Origin of the sequence: Streptomyces sp. NPDC088812 (assembly GCF_044750285.1) — a bacterium.
Taxonomy (GTDB): domain Bacteria; phylum Actinomycetota; class Actinomycetes; order Streptomycetales; family Streptomycetaceae; genus Streptomyces.
The window spans coordinates 266,455-285,683 of the sequence record NZ_JBIVJP010000002.1 but is presented as its reverse complement, the minus strand read 5'-3'; the positions used below and the strand labels follow the sequence as shown (position 1 = coordinate 285,683).

The following is a 19,229-nucleotide window of genomic DNA, read 5'->3' as shown; positions in this document are numbered from 1 at the left end:
CCCGCTGCCGGAGCCGGAGCCGGTGCCGGTGCCGGAGCCGGAGCCGGAGCCGGAGCCGGTGCCGGAGCCGGTGCCGGTGCCGGAGCCGCTGCTGGTGCCGGTGCCGGTGCCCGAGCCGGTGCCGCACCCGCTGCCGACGCCGTCCGGTGAGCCCGAGCAGCCCTCGGCCGCGTCCCGGGAGCGCGCGCGGAAGCCCCCGGAGACCGGGCGTCTGACCTCCCCCCTGGCCCTCACCCTCACCCTGCTCCTGCTGGTGCTGCTCCAGGGCCCGATCCGCCGCGCCCTGGCCGCGCCGGTGATGCAGAGCTGGACGACGGTCTTCCTCGCCGTGGTCGTCCAGGCCCTGCCGTTCCTCGTCCTGGGCGTCCTGCTGTCGGCGGCGATCGCCGTGTACGTCCCCCCGTCGTTCTTCGCCCGCGCCCTGCCCCGCCGCCCCGCGCTGGCGGTCCCGGTGGCGGGGGCCGCGGGCGCGGTGCTGCCCGGCTGCGAGTGCGCGTCCGTGCCCGTCGCCGGCGCCCTGGTCCGCCGGGGCGTCACCCCCGCCGCGGCCCTGGCGTTCCTGCTCTCCGCCCCGGCGGTCAACCCGATCGTGCTGACGGCGACGGCCGTCGCCTTCCCCCACGCCCCCGAAATGGTCCTGGCCCGTTTCGCGGCGAGCCTGCTCGTGGCGTGCGCGATGGGCTGGCTGTGGCACCGCCTGGGCCGCACCGACTGGCTGCGCCCGCCGTCGCACCCCCCGCACGAGGGCCGGAGCAGGGGCGAGGCCTTCTGGGGCTCGGTGCGGCACGACGTGATGCACGCGGGCGGCTTCCTCGTCGTCGGCGCGATGGCGGCGGCGACCCTGAAGGCCGCCGTCCCGGAGACCTGGCTGCGCACGGCGGCCGGCCATCCGGCGGTGGCGGTCCTGGCCCTGGCCGTCCTGGCCGTGGTCCTTTCCCTCTGCTCGGAGGCGGACGCGTTCGTCGCGGCCTCCCTGACCCAGTTCTCGCTCACGGCCCGGCTGACCTTCCTGGTGGTCGGCCCGATGATCGACCTCAAACTGTTCGCGATGCAGGCGGGCACCTTCGGCCGCGCCTTCGCCCTGCGCTTCGCCCCGGCGACCTTCGTCCTCGCCGTCGCCGTGTCCGCACTGACCGGGGCGGTGCTCCTGTGAACCGCCAGGCCCAGGCCGCGCTCCTGTTCCTGCTCGGCGCGAGCCTCCTGCACGCCGGCACCACCGACCTCTACCTGCGCTACGTCAAGGCGGGCCTGCAACCGCTCCTCCTGGCGTCCGGCGCCGTCCTGATCGCCACGGCGCTGGCGACGGGGTGGTACGAGTGGCGCGGGCGACCGCAGCGACCGGGGGAGACGAGCCACCGGGAGACGGCCGCCCACCCCGCACCCCGCGTCTCCTGGCTCCTGCTCCTCCCCCTCCTGGCGCTGATCCTCGTCGCCCCGCCGGCCCTGGGCTCGTACACCGCCACCCGCACCGGCACGGCCCTCCAGGAACCGGTCGCCTACCCCGCTCTCCCCGCCACCGACCCCCTCCCGCTGGCGGTCGCCGACTACGCGGGCCGCGCGGCCTACGACCACGGCCGCACCCTCACCGGCCGCCGCGTCGCCCTCACCGGCTTCGTCGCCCTCGATCGCGACGGCACCCCCTACCTGGTCCGCATGGCCCTCAACTGCTGCGCGGCGGACGCCCAGCCCGTCAAGGTCGGCCTCACCGGCCGCGTCCCCCCGGTCCTCCAGCCGGACACCTGGCTGGAGGTCACCGGCACCTACAGCCCCCGGCTGACCCACGACCCGGTCAACGACGGCCCGATCCCGTTCCTCGACGTCACCACCGCCCGACCCGTGGCGGCGCCCGGTGACCCGTACGACGAGACGTGGAACACCTGAGGAGGCGTACCGGGAGGCCCGTCACCGCCCCTGGTACGGCTGCTGCTGCGGCGGCCGACCGTGCGTCTGACCGCCGTACCCGCCCGCGTCCTGCGCCTGAAGCTGCTGCGCCTGCTCCGCGGTCACCTTCTGCTCGGCGCCGCAGAAGGTGCACTGCGTGAGGTACTTCGTGGAGATCGGGAACAGCGGCACGAAGAAGAGCGTGAACTTCGTGACGCGCTTCCTGAGCGTGTGCGCGGCGGGGTTGCCGCAGCTCCCGCACACCAGCGTCAGTATCGCGAGCTGGTACAGGTACCCCTTGGTGCCGAAGATGATCACTGCGCTGCCCTTCCGTGCTTCACGGGTCCGTCCCCCGGTCCTCCCCCCGATCCTCTCCCGGATCCTCTCCCGGATCACGACGCGCCTCGGCCCGCGCTGACCGGAGCGGGTCGGCCAGGGCACCCACCGGAACCCGCCGTACCGCTCGAACGGCCTCCGAACACCCCGCGCGGTGACACCAACTCCCCTACGCTGACGTGGATTTGCCCGACTCAGATCAATCAGGTCAATCGGATCACTTCGGATCACCTCGCATCCGAGGGGGGAGCGGCACGTATGTCCCGCACACCGTCAAGACGTACCGCCCTGCGCGGACTCACCGTCACCGGGGCGGCCGTGATCGGCTTCGACCCCGCCACCCGGAGCTGGGCCACGACCGGACCGGCGTCCGGCCCGGCGTCCGGCACGGAGTCCGGCCCGGCGTCCGCCACCGAGTCCGTCCCGGCGTCCGGCGCCCGGCCGATCGAGGGAATCCCCCGGCTGGACGGGACCCTCGTCACGGACGAGGCGTCGCTCACCGCCGCGGCGGACGACTTCGGCCACATCGTGCACCGCCGTCCGGTCGCCGTCCTGCGCCCGGGTTCCGTCCGCGACGTCGTCGCCATGATCCGGTTCTGCGGCGAGCACCGGCTGCCGGTCGCGCCGCGCGGCCAGGGGCACGCCGCGTTCGGCCAGGCGCAGGCCGAGGGCGGTCTCGTCGTCGAGACCGCGCCGCTCGCGCACATCGGTCCGCTCGGGCCGAGCAGTACGACCGTCACCGTGGGCGCCGGCGCCCGCTGGAGCGACGTGGCCAAGGCCACCCTCGCCCACGGTCTCACCCCGCCCGTCTTCACCGACTACCTGGAGCTCTCCGTCGGCGGCACCCTGTCCGTGGGCGGCCTGGGCGGCCAGGCCCACCGGCACGGCGCCCAGGTCGACAATGTCGCCGCGCTGACCGTCGTCACCGGTGCGGGAGAACTGCTCCGCTGCTCCCCGTCCCGCCGCCCCGACCTCTTCCACGCCGTCCTGGCCGGCCTCGGCCAGTGCGCCGTCATCGTGGAAGCCACCCTGCGCCTGGTGCGCGCGCCCGAGTCCGTACGCCACTACCAGCTGACCTACGACGACCTGGAGACCTTCCTCGACGACCAGCGCGTCCTCGCCGAGGAGGGCCGCTTCGACTACGTCGAGGGCCAGGTCTTCGCGGACGCCGCGGGGAGGTTCCGCACCTACGTCATGGAGGTGGTGGCCTACGGCCCGCCGGCCGGCCCCGCACCGGACGACACGGTCCTCCTGCGCGGCCTGCGCCACGACCCCGCCACCGTCCAGCGAGCCGACCTGCCCTACTACGGCTTCCTCGACCGGCTGGCCCCCACCGTCGCCGCCCTGAAAGCGGCCGGCCAGTGGACATGGGCCCATCCCTGGCTCGACCTGCTGCTCCCCGGCAGCTCCGCCGCCACCGTCGCCGCACCGCTCCTGGACGCCCTCACCCCGGCCGACCTGGGCCCCGGCGTGATCCTCTTCTACCCCCTGCTGCGCGACCGCCTCACCACGCCCCTGTTCCGCGCCTCCGACGAGCCGGTGTCGTACCTCTTCGACATCCTCGGCGCCGTCCCGCCCGACGACACCGCCACCGTCGACCGCCTCCTCGCCGTCAACCGCTCCGCCTACGAGACCGCCGCGGCCGCCGGCGGCCACTGGTACCCCGTCGGCAGCATCCCCTTCACCCCCGAGGACTGGCGGACCCACTTCGGCCCGGCCTGGCCCGGCCTGGCGGCGGCGAAACGCACCTACGACCCCGGGTCGATCCTGACCCCGGGCCAGCACGTCTTCGGTTCCTGAACGGCCTACCGCCGTAGTACGGGTACGGCCCTCATGGCCACGTGCGCTCGATGTGGTCGTGGCGCACCGCGAAGGCCGCCGGGCCGCCCTTCTCGACGGCCCGGTGGATCGCGTCACGGCACGCGACGAGCCGTTCGACCATCGCGGTGCTGCGCAACTGCTGGTTGTCCAGGTAGAACAGCACCGCCTCGCGCTCCAGTACAGGCCGGATCTCCAGGTCCCGGGTCTTGATCCGCCCGTCCTTGGGGAGCGGGACCCAGGACCGGTCGAGACCGTGGGCGATCCACTCCTCGTCGGGGACGTCCTGCCCGTCGTGCGGGAAGACGTCTCCGATGCGGTGCACCGTCCACCCGCACGCTCTCAGCCCTTCGGCGACCCGACGCCCGAGATTCCGGTCCAGGAAGAACTCAGGCCGCAAGGTGCACCACTGCTTGGCAGAGCGCGTCCACCTGCTCGGGTGTCATGTCGTAGTCGTACGCGATGTCCTCGACGGTCTCCCCGGCCTCCCACAGGTCGGTGATGGCCCTGACCGTGACCCGGTTGGCGGCCACCACGGGGAGGCCATGGCCGAAGCGCGGATCGATCACGACGGGGACGGAATCCGGGTACTGCCTCAGCCGCAGGCTGGAGGGGAAGTCGTCGCCCGGCTCCCAGGACAGGTAGCGGAGATAGTCGGAGACCACTTCCTGGATGGGCGCCTGACCGTCGCGGGCCCTGCGCAGATCACCCCAGCCGTGTTCGACGAAGATGTCCACGCCGTCCGTGGCGATCCGCCGGGACACGAGGCCGTAGGGCGTGTCGAACGCGTCCCGCACGGCGGCGGCCGCTTCCCTGATCTCGCTCATGCGCAGCCCCAGGGAGCGCAGGGAGCGCAGCGCGTGCGCTTCGGCCACCGCGATGAAGGGCACCGAAGGCTGCCCCTTCCGTACGGGCTCCACCTGGTGGACCAGAGGTGCTCCGGCGGCCGTTCCCTTCAGCCACGATGTGAGGGTCGACTGCGGAATCTCCAGGTGTGAGGCGGTCTCCGGGGGCGTCAGAAGACCGTCCCTGAACCTGTCGACCATGTCCCACCTCCTCCTGGTGTCAGGTCTCGCATCGTCGCACACCAAGGCTGCCACCTGCGGGGCGACCGCACACGCGGCCGCCGCTTCAACCGGCCGCACGCAGACCGTTCCCGGCGGTTCGGCAGTCCCGGCACCGCCCGGGTTCCGGCGCGCGGAACGCCCGCTCGCAGCCGTCGCAGGTCTGGAAGGGCGGGACGGCGGCCGGGCGGTCGACGGGGTGGGACGAGGGAGGCGGGGCGGGCAGGGGCGTTTCGCGGAGGCGGAAGGCGAGGATGCCCGCCGGGCGGGCCCGGAAACGGTCGGGGAGCCCGGCGGTGAGCAGTTCGGTGATCCGGTGTGTGTCCAGGCCCGCCGCGAGCCACTCGGCGACGGCCGGAGCGAGCCGTGCGGCCTCCTGAGCGGAGAGGACCAGACGCGGATCGACCCGGCGCAGGGCGGACAGGACCCCGACGGCCTGCGGGTCGGCGTCGGCGAGCGCGGGCGGTGCCTCTTGCTCGGCCGCGGGCGGCGGCTCCTGTTCGGCCGCGGGCCGTTTCCGGGGCGGGTGCGGCTTCGGCGGCTCGGGCGGTCCGTCCGGCTCGGGCGGTCCGTCCGGATCAGGCCGCCCGTCGTCGCCGCTGCCGGGCACGGTGTGGAAGTACGTCCGGGTACGGATCCGCCCGGTGGACAGTCGCTCACGGCGGCGTTCGAGATACCCGGCGGCTTCGAGGTCCCGGAGCGCCCGCGAGATGAGGATCTCGCCCTCGCTGAAGTGCTCGCACAGGGCGGCGATGCTCACGGGGGCGCCGTCGGGCAGGGAGAGGATGTACGCCGCGACGCCGATCGTCACCGCGCTGCCGCGCCGCTGCGCGAGGGCGTTGGACATCACCATGAAGTCGGTGGTGAGGCGGGTGCGGATGTGGATCACGCCGGAGGACGGGGCTCCGGTGTCGGCGCGCAAGGGCGCGTTAGACTGCGAGTCAGCCATTGGGAAGGTTGTCGCTTCCTGATCGGTCAGGCCCTCGTTCGGGATGCCAGTCCCGGCGGGGGCCGTCTGCGTTTCGCGGTTGTCGAGGGGGAACGTAACCGTCCGTATCCCGCCCCGGCAAGCCGGTCACCCGTACGGGTGACGGGGGCCGGGAGGGTGGGTGGGCGGGTAGTTCTGTACCCGGTTCTTGAGGAGTCCCGTGGCCCGCCGGACCCTCGCGGGCGAGGATCCGGCGGCCGCGGAAGACGGGCGACGGCCGGTGCCTGGCCGACTCAGAACCGGTGCCGGTCGGCCTTCAACTCGCCTATGAAGGCTGCCCAGGAGCCGGGGGTGAAGGCCAGGGCGGGGCCGTGGGGGGCCTTGCTGTCACGGACGGGGACGAGGTCGGTGACCCCGTCGGCCACCTCCACGCAGTTGCCGCCCTCCTGATTGCTGTGACTGCTCCTGCGCCAGGCGGCGCCGTTCGGATCGGGACGGGACCTTGGCTTCACGGTGGTGTCCTCCGTCACGGATCGGATCACTGGCTCTCTGCGACCTCAGGGCCGGCGTCGGGAGGCCTTGACCTCGTGTAGGAAGGCAGACCAGGAGTCGGTGCCGAAGACCAGGGCTGGACCGTGCGGGGCTTTGCTGTCACGGACGGGGACGGTGACCTGGCATCCCAGGGCCACCTCGACGCAGTCGCCCCCGGCTTGATTGCTGTAGCTGCTCCTGTGCCAGGTGGCGCCGTTCGGATCGGGACGGAACGTTCGGTTCATGGTTTGCCCTCCCCATGCGGATCGGATCGCTGGCCTCTTGTCGTCTCAGGACCGGTGCCGAGCGGTCTTCAGGTCGCCTATGAACGACGACCAGGAGCCATGGGCGAAGAAGAGGGCGGGGCCCTTCGGGGCCTTGCTGTCACGGACGGGGACGGCGTCGGGGAATCCGTCCGCCACTTCCAAGCAGTCGCCCCCTTCCTGATTGCTGTAGCTGCTCTTGCGCCAAGCGGCGCCGCTCAGATCGGGACGGGACATTCGCTCCACGGTTGTAGCCCTCCATCACGGATCGGATCATGTCGAGCGACATGAGCGGGGGCAGGGCTTCCGCCCGTAGCCGATCGTAGGTCACCGCAAAGCGCATGACTTCGGCTGGTTCTTCAATGAGTTGGCCATGGTGTGCGCCCTCCGTATAGGCGACCTCCGAGCCGTCAGGCAATGTCAGAACCGTCAAGGAACCGCCCATCGCGTCGTGCTCCCCTTGGTCGAACGGAAGCACTTGCACGGTGATGCGGCGCTCCGCTGCCGCTTCGAGCAATCGCCCCAACTGTGTCTGCATCACGGCATGCCCGCCGATCGGGCGCCTGAGTACGGCCTCGTCGAGGATCACCCACAGCTCAGGACACTCGCGCGAACCGAGTCGTTCCTGCCGTCCCATTCGTGCGGTCAGCCGCTCTTCCAACTGTTCCTCGTTGCTGAGCGTCAGGCCCACGCTCAGAACGGCACGCGCGTAGTCCTCCGTCTGCAACAGACCGGGCACCAGATGGGCGGCGTACTGCCTGATCGACACCGCCTGCTCCGAGTACTCCAAACTTCCGCGACCAGTCCGGGAACGCCTCCCGGTACACGTACGGCCACAGTTCCACCAGCAGGTCGTCCGCCCCCAGGGCGGCGTCCAGCGCCCGTGCCAGTTCCAGCGTCGGTTTCGCTCCGGAGGCCCGTTCGATCTGCGTGATGCGGGTGCTCACGACGTGTGTCTTCCGGCCGAGTTCGGCCTGGGTGAGGCCGGCCGCCGTCCGGAGCTTGCGCACCCGGGCGCCGAACAGCGCCGCCATCGACGTACTCGGGTCGATTCCGTTGGCCAAGGCGTCACTTCCGTTCCTTACGAGCCGAAAGGTAATGCTGTGTCACCTTTCGAGCGTAGGGCCGTGCGACGACCCTTGAGTGCGGAACGTGACGACCCGTGCACGCTGCGGGACGTCGAAGGAGTCGACAGGCAAGGACGTGCACGCCGTGCTGACAGGACCGACCACCTGGGGCGAGGGGCCCCGCTCGGACAGGCAACTCCCCGCGTGCAGCGCAGGGTTCGCCGCCACACCACGCGGTGCGCAAGTCGCCCGGCTGCTCGCCGTGCGGTGGATGGAGGAGTGGGGGCACCCGCCGGTGTCGGACGCGTCGTGCGCGGTCGCCCTAGTCGTGGGCGAACTGGCCGCCAACGCCGTGCGGCACGGCCGGGTGCCGGGGCGCGACGCCCACCTCAGGATGTTTTTCGACACGACGGCGGGCCTGGTGCGGATCGAGGTCGCCGACGCGGTCGCCGGGCACCACCCGCCGGCCGTCCCTCCCTCCGCCCTCCCCGACGACGAGTCGGGCCGTGGTCTGCTCCTGGTGGACGCCCTGGCCGTGCGCCGGGGCACGGCGGCCCGTCACCCGGTGGGTAAGACGGTGTGGGCGGAGGTGCCGGTCGGCGTTCCGGGTCTCCCCTGAGACGTCAGGGGCTGGTGAGGACGACGAGCTGCCCGGTCGCCCGCGTCATCGCGACGTAGCGGTCGACCGCTCCCCGGACGCCGTCGCCGAACGCCTCCGGGTCGACGAGGACGACCAGGTCGAACTCCAGCCCCTTCGACAGCTCCGGCGTCAGCGACCGGACGCGGGGGGTCGCCCGGAAGGACGGGTCGCCGATGACGCAGGCGGTCCCGTCGGTGTGCGCGGCGAGCCAGGTGTCGAGGACCGCGTGCAGGTCCGTGGTGGAACCGTGGGCGACGGGGACGCCGCCGCTGCGGATGGAGGCCGGCACGTTGGCGTCCGGGAGCGCGGCCCGGATGACCGGCTCGGCCTCCGCCATGATCTCCTCCGGCGTCCGGTAGTTGACGCTCAGGGCGGCCATGGTGATCCGGTCGAAGCCGACCCGCTCCAGCCGCTCCCGCCACGACTCCGTGAACCCGTGCCTGGCCTGGGCACGGTCGCCGACGATGGTGAAGCTCCGGGACGGGCACCGCAGCAGCAGCATCTGCCACTCCGCGTCGGTGAGTTCCTGCGCCTCGTCCACGACGACGTGCGCGAACGGGCCGGCCAGAAGATCCGGGTCGGCGGTGTGCAGTTCGGACTCGTCGACCAGGCTGACCTGGGCGTCCTCGCCGCGCAGCATGGTCACCAGGCCCTCGCCGTCGTCACCGTCGGCGCCGGAGTCGGCCACGGCGTCGATCAGGTTGTCGACGACCCGGGCCATGCGCTCGCGCTGGGCGGCGATGGCGGCGCGGTGCCGGCGCTTGCGCCGCGCCGTCTCCGGGTCGCCGAGCCGCTGCCGTGCCGCGTCCAGGAACGGCAGGTCGGACACCGTCCAGGCCTGGGGGTCCGCGCGCTGGAGCCGCCGTACGTCGTCGGGGCCCAGCCAGGGGGCGCACATCCGCAGGTACGCGGGGACCGACCACAGGTCCGAGACGAGGTCGGCCGCTTCGAGCAGCGGCCACGCGCGGTGGAACGCGGTGAGGAGGTCCCTGTTCCGCGACAGCGACCTGCGGAGCAGGGCGGGCGGGACGTCCTCGCCGTCGTGCTCCTCGTCGTGCTTGTCCTCCAGGATCGTGAGCAGCTCCTCCCAGACCTGCTCGCGCGCCTCGTTGTGCGGAGTACCGGGTTCCGCCGCCTCGAACGCCACGGCCCAGTCCTCGGCGGTCAGCCGGACGTCGGACCAGTGGGTCGTGACCGTCATCCCCTCGGTGGGCGGCTCCTCGTAGAACCGGACGGCCTTCTCGATCGCCCCCACCAGCTTCGCGTCCGACTTCAGGCGGGCCACGTCCGGATCGGCCTCGACCGTCGCCGCGGCTCCCTCGGTGACGAGGTCCCGCAGGACGCAGGTCTGCACGCCCTCCTCCCCGAGGCTGGGCAGGACGTCGGCGACGTAGGCCAGGTACGGCCGGTGCGGGCCGACGAACAGCACGCCGCCCCGCCGGTGACCGAGACGGGGGTCGGAGTAGAGGAGGTAGGCGGAGCGGTGCAGGGCGACGACGGTCTTGCCCGTGCCCGGACCGCCGTCGACGACGAGGGCGCCACGGGAACCCGCGCGGATGATGGCGTCCTGGTCGGCCTGGATGGTGCCGAGCACGTCCCGCATCCGGGGCGACCGGTTGCTGCCCAGGCTGGCGATGAAGGCGGACTGGTCGTCGAGCGCGGCGTGCCCGGCGAAGCCGTCCGCGGTGAACACCTCGTCCCAGTAGTCGATGATCCGGCCGCGGGTCCAGCGGTACCTGCGGCGGCTCGCCAGCCCCATCGGGTCGGCGTGGGTGGCTCCGAAGAACGGTTCGGCCGCGGGGGAGCGCCAGTCGACCAGCAGCCGGCGGCCCGTGCTGTCCGTGAGGCCGAGCCGTCCGACGTACACGGGCTCGGGGCCGTCCGCGCTCACCATGTGGCCGAGGCACAGGTCCAGCCCGAAGCGTCGCAGCGTGCGCAGCCGGGCGGTCAGCCGGTGGATCTCCGCGTCCCGGTCCATCGCCTGCCGGCCGAGGCCGCCGGGCGCCCTGCGCTCGGCGTCGAGGCGGGCGGACACCTCGGCGATCGACTGCCCCAGGCACTCGGCGACGGCCGCGAAGTGCCGCTCGTCACGGGCGATCAGCGCCGGGTCGGCCTTGGGCGCGAGACGGTCGGGAAGGTCGAACGCACTGGTGGTCAGAGGTGTCACGGCAACTCCGGGAGTAGGTCGCTGGTGAGGTTGTGGGTCCGGTCGCTCGCGACCGTTCGCGCACGACACGCGTTCCGCGCCCTCGTTTCCGCAGGTCCCGAACCTCGGCCTGCGATTGTGCGCCACAGAGGGGGCCTTGCCGCAAGCCCCCCGGTGCGCTATACGTTGAGAGTGGAAAGGAGTGGGTACCACCTCCTTTCCTTTTTCTTTTTCGGGCACCTTCTTCCGGCACCTTTTTCCGGCACCTTTTCCGGCACGCCGACATTGATTTCTTCCGGCATGCCGGCGGCCCGGCCGTCGCGTCGCGTCGTCACCCGACGGTGAAGACGCCGGTGGTGCGGGTCAAGGGGTTGGAGCCGTAGTTGACGACGGCGGAGGCGGAGGCCGGGGCGGCCCGGACGTCGGTGCCGGCGTAGCCCTGAGGGGTGAGGAACAGGCCCCAGGCCGCGACCCAGGGGGTACGGGCGCCCGTGTCGGGGTCGAGCACGGGCTCGGTGCGGGGGAGGACACGGCGCTGGACGATCCAGCGGTTCCCCAGACCGGTGAGGGGGCCGGTGGCGTCCGCCATACGGTCCTGGAGGAGGCGGGCCCAGTCGTCCGGGTCGCGTTCCCAGCCGGGGATCACGCCCGTGCCCCCGAAGTCACGGAGGGGCTTGAGGAGGAGCTGGGTGCGGTGTTCCCGGCAGAAGGACAGCAGGTCGGTGACGGTCTCTCCGGGCGTGGGGCCGGGCGTGGGCGGTCCGTCGGCGAGGAGACGGGTCCATGGGAGGAGACGGTCGGTGAGGGCGCGTTCGGCGGGCGTGAAGGCGGTGGCGGGATCGGAGAGGAGTGCGAGGGCGCCCTTGTTGGAGTAGAGGGAGCTGTCCATCGGCGTCCACAGGACGGCACGCCCCTCCTCGTGGGCGCGGAAGGCCAGTTCGGCGCGGGCGGCGGAGGACGGCACGGCACAGAGGTCGTCGACGGTGAAGAAGCGCAGGACGACGTCGACGGGGTCGCCGTCGAGGCGGAGGCGGCCGCCCTGGTCGGTGAGGGTGTCCAGTTCGCCGAGGGTGAGGGGGAGGCCGAGGTCCCGCATCATCTCGGCGAAGGCGAGCAGCAGATGGCCGAAGGCGGCCAGACCGCCCGGAGCGCAGACCAGGCCGACGCGGGGCTCCCGGACCCCGCGCGTGAGGGGAAGGGCGGCCTCGCGCAGGGCGACGGCGATGCGTTCACCGGTGTGGACGTGATCCAGGCCGTGTTCGGCGGCGAAGTCCGCGAAGGCGGGGTGGGTGAGGAGGGCCCGCTGCATCTGGGAGCGGTCGGTGCCGCCCAGGTCGCTGGCGATGTTGAACTCCAGCAGCTTGAAGGCGCTGCCGTCGTGGTAGAGGTCGGCACGGCCGTAGCGGGTGGCCCGGCCGGGGGCGGTGGCGAAGCGGTCGATCACCCCGGCCCGGTCGGGTGCGATACCGAGGGCATCGCAGTAACGGGCCGTGTCTCCGTCGAAGAGGCGCTGCGGGAGGGAGGCGAGCAGGGCGAACAGGTCCTGCACGTCGGCCGCGGCACGGCTCAGCTCGGGCCTGTCGGTGAAGAGGGGGCGGGAGAGCATACGGGCCCCCCAGCACTCCTGGAAGGCCGGGGGATAGACCGTTTCGCGGACGGCGTCGGCCAGGCGGGGGTCGGAGAGGTAGGCCTCGGTGACGGCGGCGGCCTCGGTGACGGCGGCGGCGGCGGTGACGGCGGCGGTGGCGGCGGTGGGGCCGGCCGGAGTGGTGCCCGGCGTGGTCTCCGACGTGGCGCCCGGGGCGAGGGTCACAGCTTCACCGACCGGATGGCCGAGGCCCAGGGCTCTGCCTCCAGGTGGGTGAGGTCGGGGCTGGCGCCGGTGCGGGCGGCGGCCAGGGAGACCAGGCGCTGGAAGGGGACGACCGACACCAGCGGACGTACGAGAGCGGGGACGGGGGCGAAGGGGAGGGCGGCCGCGGGATCGTCGGCGCAGTGGTGGACGGGAGCGCCCAGGGCGCGCAGGACCCGTTCCAGGTCAGCGGTGCGGCCGGCGTCGGACGCGGCGGGGCGCAGGAGGAAGCCGGCGGTGGTCGCGGAGAAGACGGCGGGGGTGCCGTGCAGGGCGAACTCGGTGTGCAGGGCCTCGGCCCAGCGGTAGGTGCCCTCCTTGATCTTGAGCGCGGCTTCGGCGGCGGTGATCGCGTCCAGTCCGGTGCCGGTGACCAGGACCGGTCCGGCGGCGTCGGCCAGGGCGTCCACGGCCTCCGGGGCGAGGGGGAGTTCCAGGGTGCGGGACAGGGCCTCGGGGACCTGCCGGAGCGCGTCGGCCAGCGGGGCACCGTCCTCGCCGAGGGCGGTGGCGACCAGGCGGGCGAGCAGGGTCAGGGCGGTGGTGTAGGAGACGGTGTGGGTGCTGGCGGCTTCCTGGGGGCAGGTGCGCAGGACCGTGTCGGCGGCGGGCTCGGCCGGGCCCTCGCCGGTGATGGCGACCGTGGTGGCACCGGCTTCGGTGGCGCGGCGGAGGACGTCGTTGGGGCAGGTCTTGGTGCCCCGGTGGCTGACCACCACGACCTGGTCGGCGGAGGTGATGTGCTCGGTGAGGGCCAGGTCGTGGGCGTCGAGGGCGGCCGCCCGGATCCGTCCGCCGGTCAGCAGCCGGACCCAGGCCGCGGCGACGCGGCAGGCGTGGAGGGAGGTGCCGATGCCGGTGAAGAGGAGGGGGCGGGCCGGGTCGAGGACCGGGACCGGGGTCTGGAGGAGGGCGGCCACGGCCTCGGGCTGGGAGGCGACATGACGGTCGTAGGCGGCGGAACCGCCGGGCTTCGGGGCGGTGGGGTCCACGGGTGTGGCGGTGGGCGGCAGGGCGGTCATCGGACGGGTTCCTCTGCGGGGGTGTGGGCGGCGAGCAGGTCGTCGAGGGGGGTGCCGTCGTAGCGGGCGCAGTTGGCGGGGAACGTGCGCTGGAAGATGTCCAGGTCGGTCAGGCGGCCGAGTTTGTAGCCGACCTGGCGCAGGACGCCCTCGTGGCGGTAGCCGGCGCGCAGGACCATGCGGCGGGAGGGCTCGTTGCCGGAGGAGATGAACGCGATCACCGTGGACATGCCGGCCTGCTCGGCCAGTTCGGTGAGACGGGCGCACAGGGCCGAGCCGACGCCCCGGCCCCGCGCGTCGGGCGCGAGGTAGATGGAGATCTCGGCGCTGGCCAGATAGCCCCTGCGGGACGAGAACGGACTGAGGGTGCCGTACCCGGCGAGCCGCCCCTCCTGCTCGGCGGCCAGGGCGGGGTAGCGGCCGTGGTGGGCGGCCAGCCAGTCGCGCAGGTCGTCCAGCGTCTTCTCTTCGTGGTCCAGGGTGGCGTCGGTGTGCCGGATGGCGTGGTTGAGGGTGGCCAGCACCTCGGGGAGATCGGCCTCGGTCAGCGGGCGCAGGGCGAGGGTGCTCATCGGGAGGCCTCCCGCAGGACGGCGTCGGTACGGCGGCGGTAGACACCGACGCCCTCGGAGCTGGGGATCAGGCGCTGGAGGTCGTAGTGGGCGTCCAGGTGGCCGTGGAAGCGGGCGTACTGGGCCCGGTTGTTGGCGATGCGCCCGGTGAAGTAGCGGTTCTCGGTGAGGTTGCCGAGCAGCATGTTGTGCGCGATCAGCAGGCAGCCGGGGCGGAGGGCGGGGGTGGTGGCCTCCATGATCGGGAAGTAGATGGCCTTGTCGATCAGGTCGGGGTCCATGCCTTCGGGAGCGCGGTGGGGGGAGGGGCCCTCGGCGTCCAGCACACACAGGTCCACGGGTTCGAGGGTCCGGCCGTGGGCGATGGCGTCGGTGGTGGCGAACTCGACGCCGTCGGCGAGACCGAGGGCGGTGAGGTTGCGTTCGGCCAGCGCCATCGTGCCGGGGTCGATGTCGATCAGGGTGGCGGTACCGCCGGCCGCGCGGATGCCCGGCAGTGCCCAGACCGCCCAGTACCCGTAGTACGAGCCGGGGAAGACGGTGCGGCGGGGAGCCAGCAGATGGCAGAGGGCGAAGAGCAGGCGGGCCTCTTCCGGGAAGATGTAGGTGGTGCGGCCCTCGTGCGCGAACTGCTGGGCGACGCGCTCCCGCAGCGCCTCGAACTCGTCCTCCGGATAGTCGGTGGAGGCGATCACGCCGTCCCGCTCCAGCCCCTCCAGGACCTGGGCGACGAAGGCGCGCTCGTCCACGGGGAAGCGGGTGGAGAGGTTGAGCTGGTCCTCGTTCAGCCCGACGTCCCCGGGGCGCAGGCCACCGGCGCCCAGCCAGGAACAGTAGGCGGTGCGGCTGAGCACCCCGCCGCGGAAGTCCTGGTACTCGGGGACGGCGCGCAGGGCGCGGTCGATGATGTCGTAGGCGACTCCGCCGGCTGTGCGGGTGGCGTCGAGGGGGGCGGCGGTGGTCACGCCGGGCTCCTTCTGGTGGTGTGAGCGGGAACGGGGCTGGTGGTGTGAGCGGTGACGGGGCTGGTGGTGTCAGCGGGAACGGGGCTGGTGGTGTGAGCGGTGACGGGGCTGGTGGTGGGAAGCGGGAACGGGGCGGTCACAGCGGCAGGACGTAGCTGTGCTGGGTGGTCGCGGTGCAGCCGCGGGAGCTCTTGGCGTCCTCGCTGCCGAGCCCGTAGTGGACGGTGCGGATGCCGCTCGCGGCAGCGTGTTCGACGACGCGGTAGTAGAGCGTCTCGTAGTAGAGGGGCAGCTTGGCCGGCTCCTGGAAGGCGTAGTCGAAGCCGGCGCGCAGGGCGTACCAGCAGCTGCCGCGGGCGATGAACAGGCCGAATCCGCGGACCTCACCGTCGGCGACGGTGGCGGAGACGAAGGCGTCCTCGCCGAACACGGACAGGGTGCGTTCCAGGACCTCCTGGGACTGGGACGCCTTCCAGTGGCCGAGGCCGTACTTGGCGAAGAGTTCGGCCTCCAGAGCGGCGAGGCGGGGCAACGGGAAGCCGGCCAGCGGACCCATGGCGTGCTCCACGCCCGCACCCGCCAGGGCGCGGCGCTCGGCGCGCATCCTGCGGCGGCGGTGGCTGCTGAACCGTTCGAGATAGGCCTCGAAGCCGCCCTCGGGGATGTCGAGCCGGCTGTAGCGGCCGGCCTCGGCGGAGCGGTAGCCGCGGTCGCGGAGGGCGTCGACGAGTGAGGTGTCGGTCTCGTCGGTGTAGAGGAAGGAGACCGAGCGGGCGCCGCGGGCGCGGGCCCAGTCCTCCGTACGGTCCAGGAGCGCCGCCACCTCGGCGGGGCCCGCTCCGGGAGCGAGCAGCAGACGGGTTCCGCCCACGTGGCGACCGCCCGCGACCACGCCGGGCAGCAGGGTCTCGGCGGGATCACCGGGGAGGGAGGCCAGGAGGTCGGCGGCGCCGGGAAGTCCCTGTTCGGCGCCGGAGGCGAGGACGGTGTCGGGACGGACCAGGGTCCAGGGGACGCTCGCGTCGGCCAGGGCCATGGAGACGGCGGCCAGGGGGCGGCCCGCGTCGTCCGGGAGGACGACGTAGTGGGTGTCCACCTTGCCGGTGGCCTCCACGACGCTGGTCCAGCGGTGGCTGAGGAAGAAGTCGTGGTCGCCGGCCAGCGCGTCCCAGAGGGCGGCGGGGATCTCCGCGATGCGGTCCGCCTCGGCCGGGGCGGTGAGAACGGTGGTCATGAGGGGGAGCTCTCTGTACGGGTGACGAGGCCGGCCGCCGCTGTCAGGGCGGCGAGCAGCCAGAACAGGACGGCGGGGCTCAGGGCGAGCATCGAGGTGACGAGGAGCGGGGACAGCGCGGTGGCGATGCCCACCGGGAGCTGGTTGGCGGCCAGGTACGCGCCGCGCCTGGATTCGGGCGGGAGGGCGGTCAGCACCACCGCCACCGTCTGGAAGACGATCAGTTCGCTCACCGTCCAGCCGATCATGGCCACGACCAGGAGGGCGACGGCGGAGCCGGGGCCGAGCCTGGTCGCCAGGGAGAACAGCAGGACGGAGACCGCGGCGAGGAGCGTGCCCGCACCCAGCAGACGGCTCGGCGGGTGACCGTTGAGACGGCGGTCCAGGGGGAGCTGGCCGAACATGAGCAGGGCGGTGTTCAGGCCGAACATCGCGCCGACGGTCCAGCCGGGGAGCCGGAGCGTGTCGAGGAGGTAGACCGGGAGGGCGTTCTCCAGGGCGGTGGCGGCCAGGAAGAGGACCGCGCCGGCCAGGGATACGCGCACGAAACGGGGGTCCCGCCAGGGGGAAGGACCGTTCGGCCGCACAGCGTGCGGAGCCCGGGTGTCAGGGGCGACGGCGGCGGGCGCGTCCGTGGAGGCCGGTGCGTGCGTGGGGGCCGACGCCTCCGTGGGCGCCGGTGCGTGTGTGGAGGCCGGTGCGTCAGTGGGGACCCGTGCGTCCGTGGAGGCTGGTGCCTCGGTGGAGGCCGGTACGTCAGTGGGGACCGGTGCCTCCGTGGGGGCCGGTGCGTGTGTGGAGGCCGGTGCGTGCGTGGGGACCCGTGCGTCCGTGGAGGCCGGTGCCTCAGTGGAGGTCGGTGCGTCCGTGGAGGCCGGTGCCTCAGTGGGGACCGGTGCCTCCGTGGGGACCGGTGCGTCGACGGCGCGCCCCGCCGGGTAGAGGAGAGCGGCGAGGGCGAATCCGACGGCGGTGAACAGGCCGAGCGCGGAGTATCCCACGCCCCCGGTGACGAGCAGACCGCCCAGCAGGGCCCCGCCGCCGATGCCCGCGTTGAAGACCGTCCGGTACAGCGCGAGCCAGCGGCTGCGGGCGGCGCCGTCCCGGCCGACGCCGTCCCGGCCCGCCAGGGCGGCGGCCAGCAGCGGGCTGCCGATCTGTTCGGCCCGGGCGCTCAGCGAGGACAGCATGGCCAGGACGAGGAAGGCGGCCAGGCCGTCCAGGAGCAGGAAGCCGGCGAACGCGGCGGCGCGGGCCAGGGACGCGGCCACCAGCAGCCGACGGGGGCCGATCCGGTCCGCGAGGCGGCCGAGGGCGGGCAGCAGCGGGAGGACCGCCAGCGAGGCGGCCGTCAGACCGGGCCCGACGGTGGACAGCGGGAGGGCCGCCACGTCCTGGAAGAAGAGCAGGGCGAAGGAGATGAAGAAGCCGCTGCCGACCGCGTTGAGAAGTCCGGCCGCGGCGAAACGGCGGACCCCGGAGCCCTCCGGCAGCAACCGCTCCTTCCCGGCCGCCCGGGTGGGGGCGCTCACCGGGCCGTCGCCAGCTTCAGGATGTACGCGTACTGGGTCTCGGCCGTGCACCCCCGGGAGCGCTTGGCCTCCTCGCTGCCCAGCCCGTAATGGATGCCGGTGACGCCGTGGGCGGGGGCCTCGGCGGCGGGCCGGTAGTAGAGGGCTTCGAAGTAGAGGGGGAGACGGCCCTGGTAGGCGTAGTCGAAGCCGGTCTGACGGGAGTACCACTGGTCGCGGAAGCGGAGCAGGACCGCGTAGCCCCGGATCTCCCCGTCGCCCGTGACACGGGACACCAGGGCGTCCTCGCCCATGACCTCGGCGATGCCGTGCAGGGCGGCCTCGGTGTGCGCGGGGGTCCAGTCCAGGCCGTACTTGGCGAGGAGGGAGGTCTCCAGGACGGCGAGCCGGGGGATGTCACGGACGTCGAGCGGGGCCAGGGAGGAGGAGATGCCGGCCTCGGCGAGTTGTCGGCGGTCGGCCTGGGCACGGCGGCGGCGCTTGCCGGGGAGAGCGCCGAGGTAGCCGTCGAAGCCGCCGGGCGGGAGGTCGAGACGGGAGTAGCGGCCGGAGGCGTGCTCCAGATAGCCGCGTTGCCGGAGGATCTCGCGCAGGGCGGTGTCGTGCTCGCCGACGAAGGGGAAGGCGACCGAGGCCGCGCCGGTGGCGCGGGCATGGGCTTCGGCGCGGTCGAGGAGACCGCGGGCGGTGGTGTCGTCGTGCGGATCGGTACGGAGCAGCCGGCTGCGGCCCATGTGGCGGCCGCCGCAGACCAGGCTGGGGAGCAGGGAGGACGGGGTGCCGACGGCGTCCAGGGCGGCGGCCGCGCCCTCGGCCCCCTCGGCGGCGCAGGCGGTGAGCAGGGTGTCGGGGCGGGCCAGCACCCAGGGCGCGTCCGCGTCGGCGAGGACGGTGGGAAGAGCGCCCTCCAGGATTCCGTCGCGCTCGTGCAGGAAGTACCGGAAGGGGGCGGCGGTGGTGCGCTCGGCGATGTCCAGCCAGCGGCGGGAGAGGTGGAAGTCGTCGCTGTGCAGCAGAGCCTCCCAGGGGGCGCCGCCGGCAGCCTCGGCGGCCGTGGCGACCTGTGGCCAGGTGCTCCCGGTGGGCAGGCTCGGCGATGTCGACTCGGTCCGCGTCATACCTGGTTCTTCCGTCATGCCTGGTTCTCCGTCACGCCTGGTTCTCCCGCCACGTCTGGGTCTCCGTCATGCCTGGTTCTCCCGCCACGTCTGGGTCTCCGTCACGCCTGGCACTCCCTCACGCCTGGTTCTCCGTCATGCCTGCTTCGCCCGCCCTTCCTGAGGTGGGGTGACGCCCGGCGGGATCGGGCGTGCGACGTAGGCTCCGGCAGGAAGTACCGGCTGCTTGTCCGTAGGGGAGTGGGATCTTTGTCGACGGC

Annotated in this window: 19 protein-coding genes and 2 pseudogenes; 4 read left to right on the top strand and 17 right to left on the bottom strand. The window is 73.1% G+C overall.

Going from position 1 to position 19,229, the window contains the following annotated elements; translation table 11 throughout:
- Positions 1-211 precede the first annotated feature (211 nt).
- Together ACIP67_RS05065 and ACIP67_RS05060 are read left to right on the top strand one after the other, a co-directional pair.
- Positions 212-1,153 carry a permease gene (locus tag ACIP67_RS05065; protein WP_401688112.1) on the top strand — a complete coding sequence of 314 codons (942 nt, stop codon included), beginning with the start codon at positions 212-214 and terminating at the stop codon, positions 1,151-1,153.
- Positions 1,150-1,881 carry a TIGR03943 family putative permease subunit gene (locus ACIP67_RS05060; protein ID WP_401687523.1) on the top strand — a complete coding sequence of 244 codons (732 nt, stop codon included), beginning with the start codon at positions 1,150-1,152 and terminating at the stop codon, positions 1,879-1,881. The genes ACIP67_RS05065 and ACIP67_RS05060 overlap by 4 nt, the downstream gene beginning before the upstream one ends.
- Before the next feature lie 21 nt (positions 1,882-1,902).
- Here the strand turns inward: ACIP67_RS05060 and ACIP67_RS05055 are convergent, their stop codons facing one another.
- The gene (locus ACIP67_RS05055; RefSeq protein ID WP_401687520.1) at positions 1,903-2,199 is read right to left on the bottom strand and encodes a zinc-ribbon domain-containing protein; all 297 of its coding nucleotides are present in this window, start codon (positions 2,197-2,199) and stop codon (positions 1,903-1,905) included.
- 276 nt (positions 2,200-2,475) lie between these two features.
- On the opposite strand from ACIP67_RS05055, the gene ACIP67_RS05050 reads away from it, so the two are divergent.
- Positions 2,476-4,017 (top strand): FAD-binding protein, encoded by a 1,542-nt coding sequence (locus ACIP67_RS05050; protein WP_401687517.1) that lies wholly within the window; start codon positions 2,476-2,478, stop codon positions 4,015-4,017.
- Between the two features lie 31 nt (positions 4,018-4,048).
- Here ACIP67_RS05050 and ACIP67_RS05045 read toward each other — a convergent pair whose 3' ends face one another.
- The 8 genes and pseudogenes from ACIP67_RS05045 to ACIP67_RS05010 all read right to left on the bottom strand — a co-directional run.
- Complete coding sequence (locus ACIP67_RS05045) at positions 4,049-4,435, bottom strand: toxin-antitoxin system, toxin component, PIN family protein (RefSeq protein ID WP_401687514.1); 387 nt, start codon at positions 4,433-4,435, stop codon at positions 4,049-4,051.
- Complete coding sequence (locus tag ACIP67_RS05040; protein WP_401687511.1) at positions 4,425-5,081, bottom strand: DUF433 domain-containing protein; 657 nt, start codon at positions 5,079-5,081, stop codon at positions 4,425-4,427. Before ACIP67_RS05040 ends, ACIP67_RS05045 begins: the two co-directional genes overlap by 11 nt.
- An 85-nt stretch (positions 5,082-5,166) precedes the next feature.
- On the bottom strand, positions 5,167-6,048 hold the full coding sequence (locus ACIP67_RS05035; protein ID WP_401687508.1) for a hypothetical protein: 882 nt from the start codon (positions 6,046-6,048) through the stop codon (positions 5,167-5,169).
- A gap of 272 nt (positions 6,049-6,320) precedes the next feature.
- Positions 6,321-6,539 carry a DUF397 domain-containing protein gene (locus tag ACIP67_RS05030; RefSeq protein ID WP_401687505.1) on the bottom strand — a complete coding sequence of 73 codons (219 nt, stop codon included), beginning with the start codon at positions 6,537-6,539 and terminating at the stop codon, positions 6,321-6,323.
- A gap of 45 nt (positions 6,540-6,584) precedes the next feature.
- Complete coding sequence (locus ACIP67_RS05025) at positions 6,585-6,803, bottom strand: DUF397 domain-containing protein (protein ID WP_401687502.1); 219 nt, start codon at positions 6,801-6,803, stop codon at positions 6,585-6,587.
- A 45-nt stretch (positions 6,804-6,848) separates the two neighbouring features.
- Positions 6,849-7,058 (bottom strand): DUF397 domain-containing protein, encoded by a 210-nt coding sequence (locus tag ACIP67_RS05020; protein WP_401687499.1) that lies wholly within the window; start codon positions 7,056-7,058, stop codon positions 6,849-6,851.
- A 91-nt stretch (positions 7,059-7,149) separates the two neighbouring features.
- Positions 7,150-7,560 (bottom strand): annotated as a pseudogene (locus ACIP67_RS05015) (DUF5753 domain-containing protein); the annotation flags it as partial.
- 157 nt (positions 7,561-7,717) lie between these two features.
- A pseudogene (locus ACIP67_RS05010) lies at positions 7,718-7,855 on the bottom strand (helix-turn-helix transcriptional regulator); the annotation flags it as partial.
- A 178-nt stretch (positions 7,856-8,033) separates the two neighbouring features.
- Here ACIP67_RS05010 and ACIP67_RS05005 point away from each other — a divergent pair.
- Positions 8,034-8,507 carry an ATP-binding protein gene (locus ACIP67_RS05005; protein ID WP_401688109.1) on the top strand — a complete coding sequence of 158 codons (474 nt, stop codon included), beginning with the start codon at positions 8,034-8,036 and terminating at the stop codon, positions 8,505-8,507.
- A gap of 4 nt (positions 8,508-8,511) precedes the next feature.
- On the opposite strand, the gene helR is transcribed toward ACIP67_RS05005, so the two are convergent.
- The 8 genes from helR to ACIP67_RS04965 all read right to left on the bottom strand — a co-directional run bounded on the left by helR (position 8,512) and on the right by ACIP67_RS04965 (position 18,987).
- On the bottom strand, positions 8,512-10,695 hold the full coding sequence (gene helR / locus ACIP67_RS05000) for an RNA polymerase recycling motor ATPase HelR (RefSeq protein ID WP_401687496.1): 2,184 nt from the start codon (positions 10,693-10,695) through the stop codon (positions 8,512-8,514).
- Between the two features lie 310 nt (positions 10,696-11,005).
- Complete coding sequence (locus ACIP67_RS04995) at positions 11,006-12,487, bottom strand: hypothetical protein (RefSeq protein WP_401687493.1); 1,482 nt, start codon at positions 12,485-12,487, stop codon at positions 11,006-11,008.
- Positions 12,484-13,548, bottom strand: coding sequence for an SIS domain-containing protein (locus ACIP67_RS04990; protein WP_401687490.1), 1,065 nt, complete (start codon positions 13,546-13,548; stop codon positions 12,484-12,486). Before ACIP67_RS04990 ends, ACIP67_RS04995 begins: the two co-directional genes overlap by 4 nt.
- Positions 13,545-14,120: a GNAT family N-acetyltransferase gene (locus tag ACIP67_RS04985; protein WP_401687487.1), complete on the bottom strand. Its 576-nt coding sequence runs from the start codon at positions 14,118-14,120 to the stop codon at positions 13,545-13,547. The genes ACIP67_RS04990 and ACIP67_RS04985 overlap by 4 nt, the downstream gene beginning before the upstream one ends.
- Entirely contained in the window at positions 14,117-15,085 is a 969-nt protein-coding gene (locus tag ACIP67_RS04980) for an O-methyltransferase (protein ID WP_401687484.1), read from the bottom strand. Before ACIP67_RS04980 ends, ACIP67_RS04985 begins: the two co-directional genes overlap by 4 nt.
- A 136-nt stretch (positions 15,086-15,221) precedes the next feature.
- Positions 15,222-16,319 (bottom strand): GNAT family N-acetyltransferase, encoded by a 1,098-nt coding sequence (locus ACIP67_RS04975; protein WP_401687481.1) that lies wholly within the window; start codon positions 16,317-16,319, stop codon positions 15,222-15,224.
- Positions 16,316-17,851, bottom strand: coding sequence for an MFS transporter (locus ACIP67_RS04970; RefSeq protein ID WP_401687478.1), 1,536 nt, complete (start codon positions 17,849-17,851; stop codon positions 16,316-16,318). The genes ACIP67_RS04975 and ACIP67_RS04970 overlap by 4 nt, the downstream gene beginning before the upstream one ends.
- A complete protein-coding gene (locus ACIP67_RS04965) occupies positions 17,848-18,987 on the bottom strand; it encodes a GNAT family N-acetyltransferase (protein WP_401687476.1) in 1,140 nt (379 codons plus the stop codon). Before ACIP67_RS04965 ends, ACIP67_RS04970 begins: the two co-directional genes overlap by 4 nt.
- Between the last annotated feature and the right edge of the window lie 242 nt (positions 18,988-19,229).

What these genes read in the sequence shown, in the direction of transcription:
- ACIP67_RS04965 (WP_401687476.1), bottom strand. Translation starts at nt 18,987, where the DNA reads ATGACGGAAGAACCAGGTATGACGCGGACCGAGTCGACATCGCCGAGC.
- ACIP67_RS05020 (WP_401687499.1), bottom strand. Translation starts at nt 7,058, where the DNA reads ATGTCCCGTCCCGATCTGAGCGGCGCCGCTTGGCGCAAGAGCAGCTAC.
- ACIP67_RS04985 (WP_401687487.1), bottom strand. Translation starts at nt 14,120, where the DNA reads ATGAGCACCCTCGCCCTGCGCCCGCTGACCGAGGCCGATCTCCCCGAG.
- ACIP67_RS05050 (WP_401687517.1), top strand. Translation starts at nt 2,476, where the DNA reads ATGTCCCGCACACCGTCAAGACGTACCGCCCTGCGCGGACTCACCGTC.
- ACIP67_RS04990 (WP_401687490.1), bottom strand. Translation starts at nt 13,548, where the DNA reads ATGACCGCCCTGCCGCCCACCGCCACACCCGTGGACCCCACCGCCCCG.
- ACIP67_RS05035 (WP_401687508.1), bottom strand. Translation starts at nt 6,048, where the DNA reads ATGGCTGACTCGCAGTCTAACGCGCCCTTGCGCGCCGACACCGGAGCC.
- ACIP67_RS05025 (WP_401687502.1), bottom strand. Translation starts at nt 6,803, where the DNA reads ATGAACCGAACGTTCCGTCCCGATCCGAACGGCGCCACCTGGCACAGG.
- ACIP67_RS05040 (WP_401687511.1), bottom strand. Translation starts at nt 5,081, where the DNA reads ATGGTCGACAGGTTCAGGGACGGTCTTCTGACGCCCCCGGAGACCGCC.
- ACIP67_RS04975 (WP_401687481.1), bottom strand. Translation starts at nt 16,319, where the DNA reads ATGACCACCGTTCTCACCGCCCCGGCCGAGGCGGACCGCATCGCGGAG.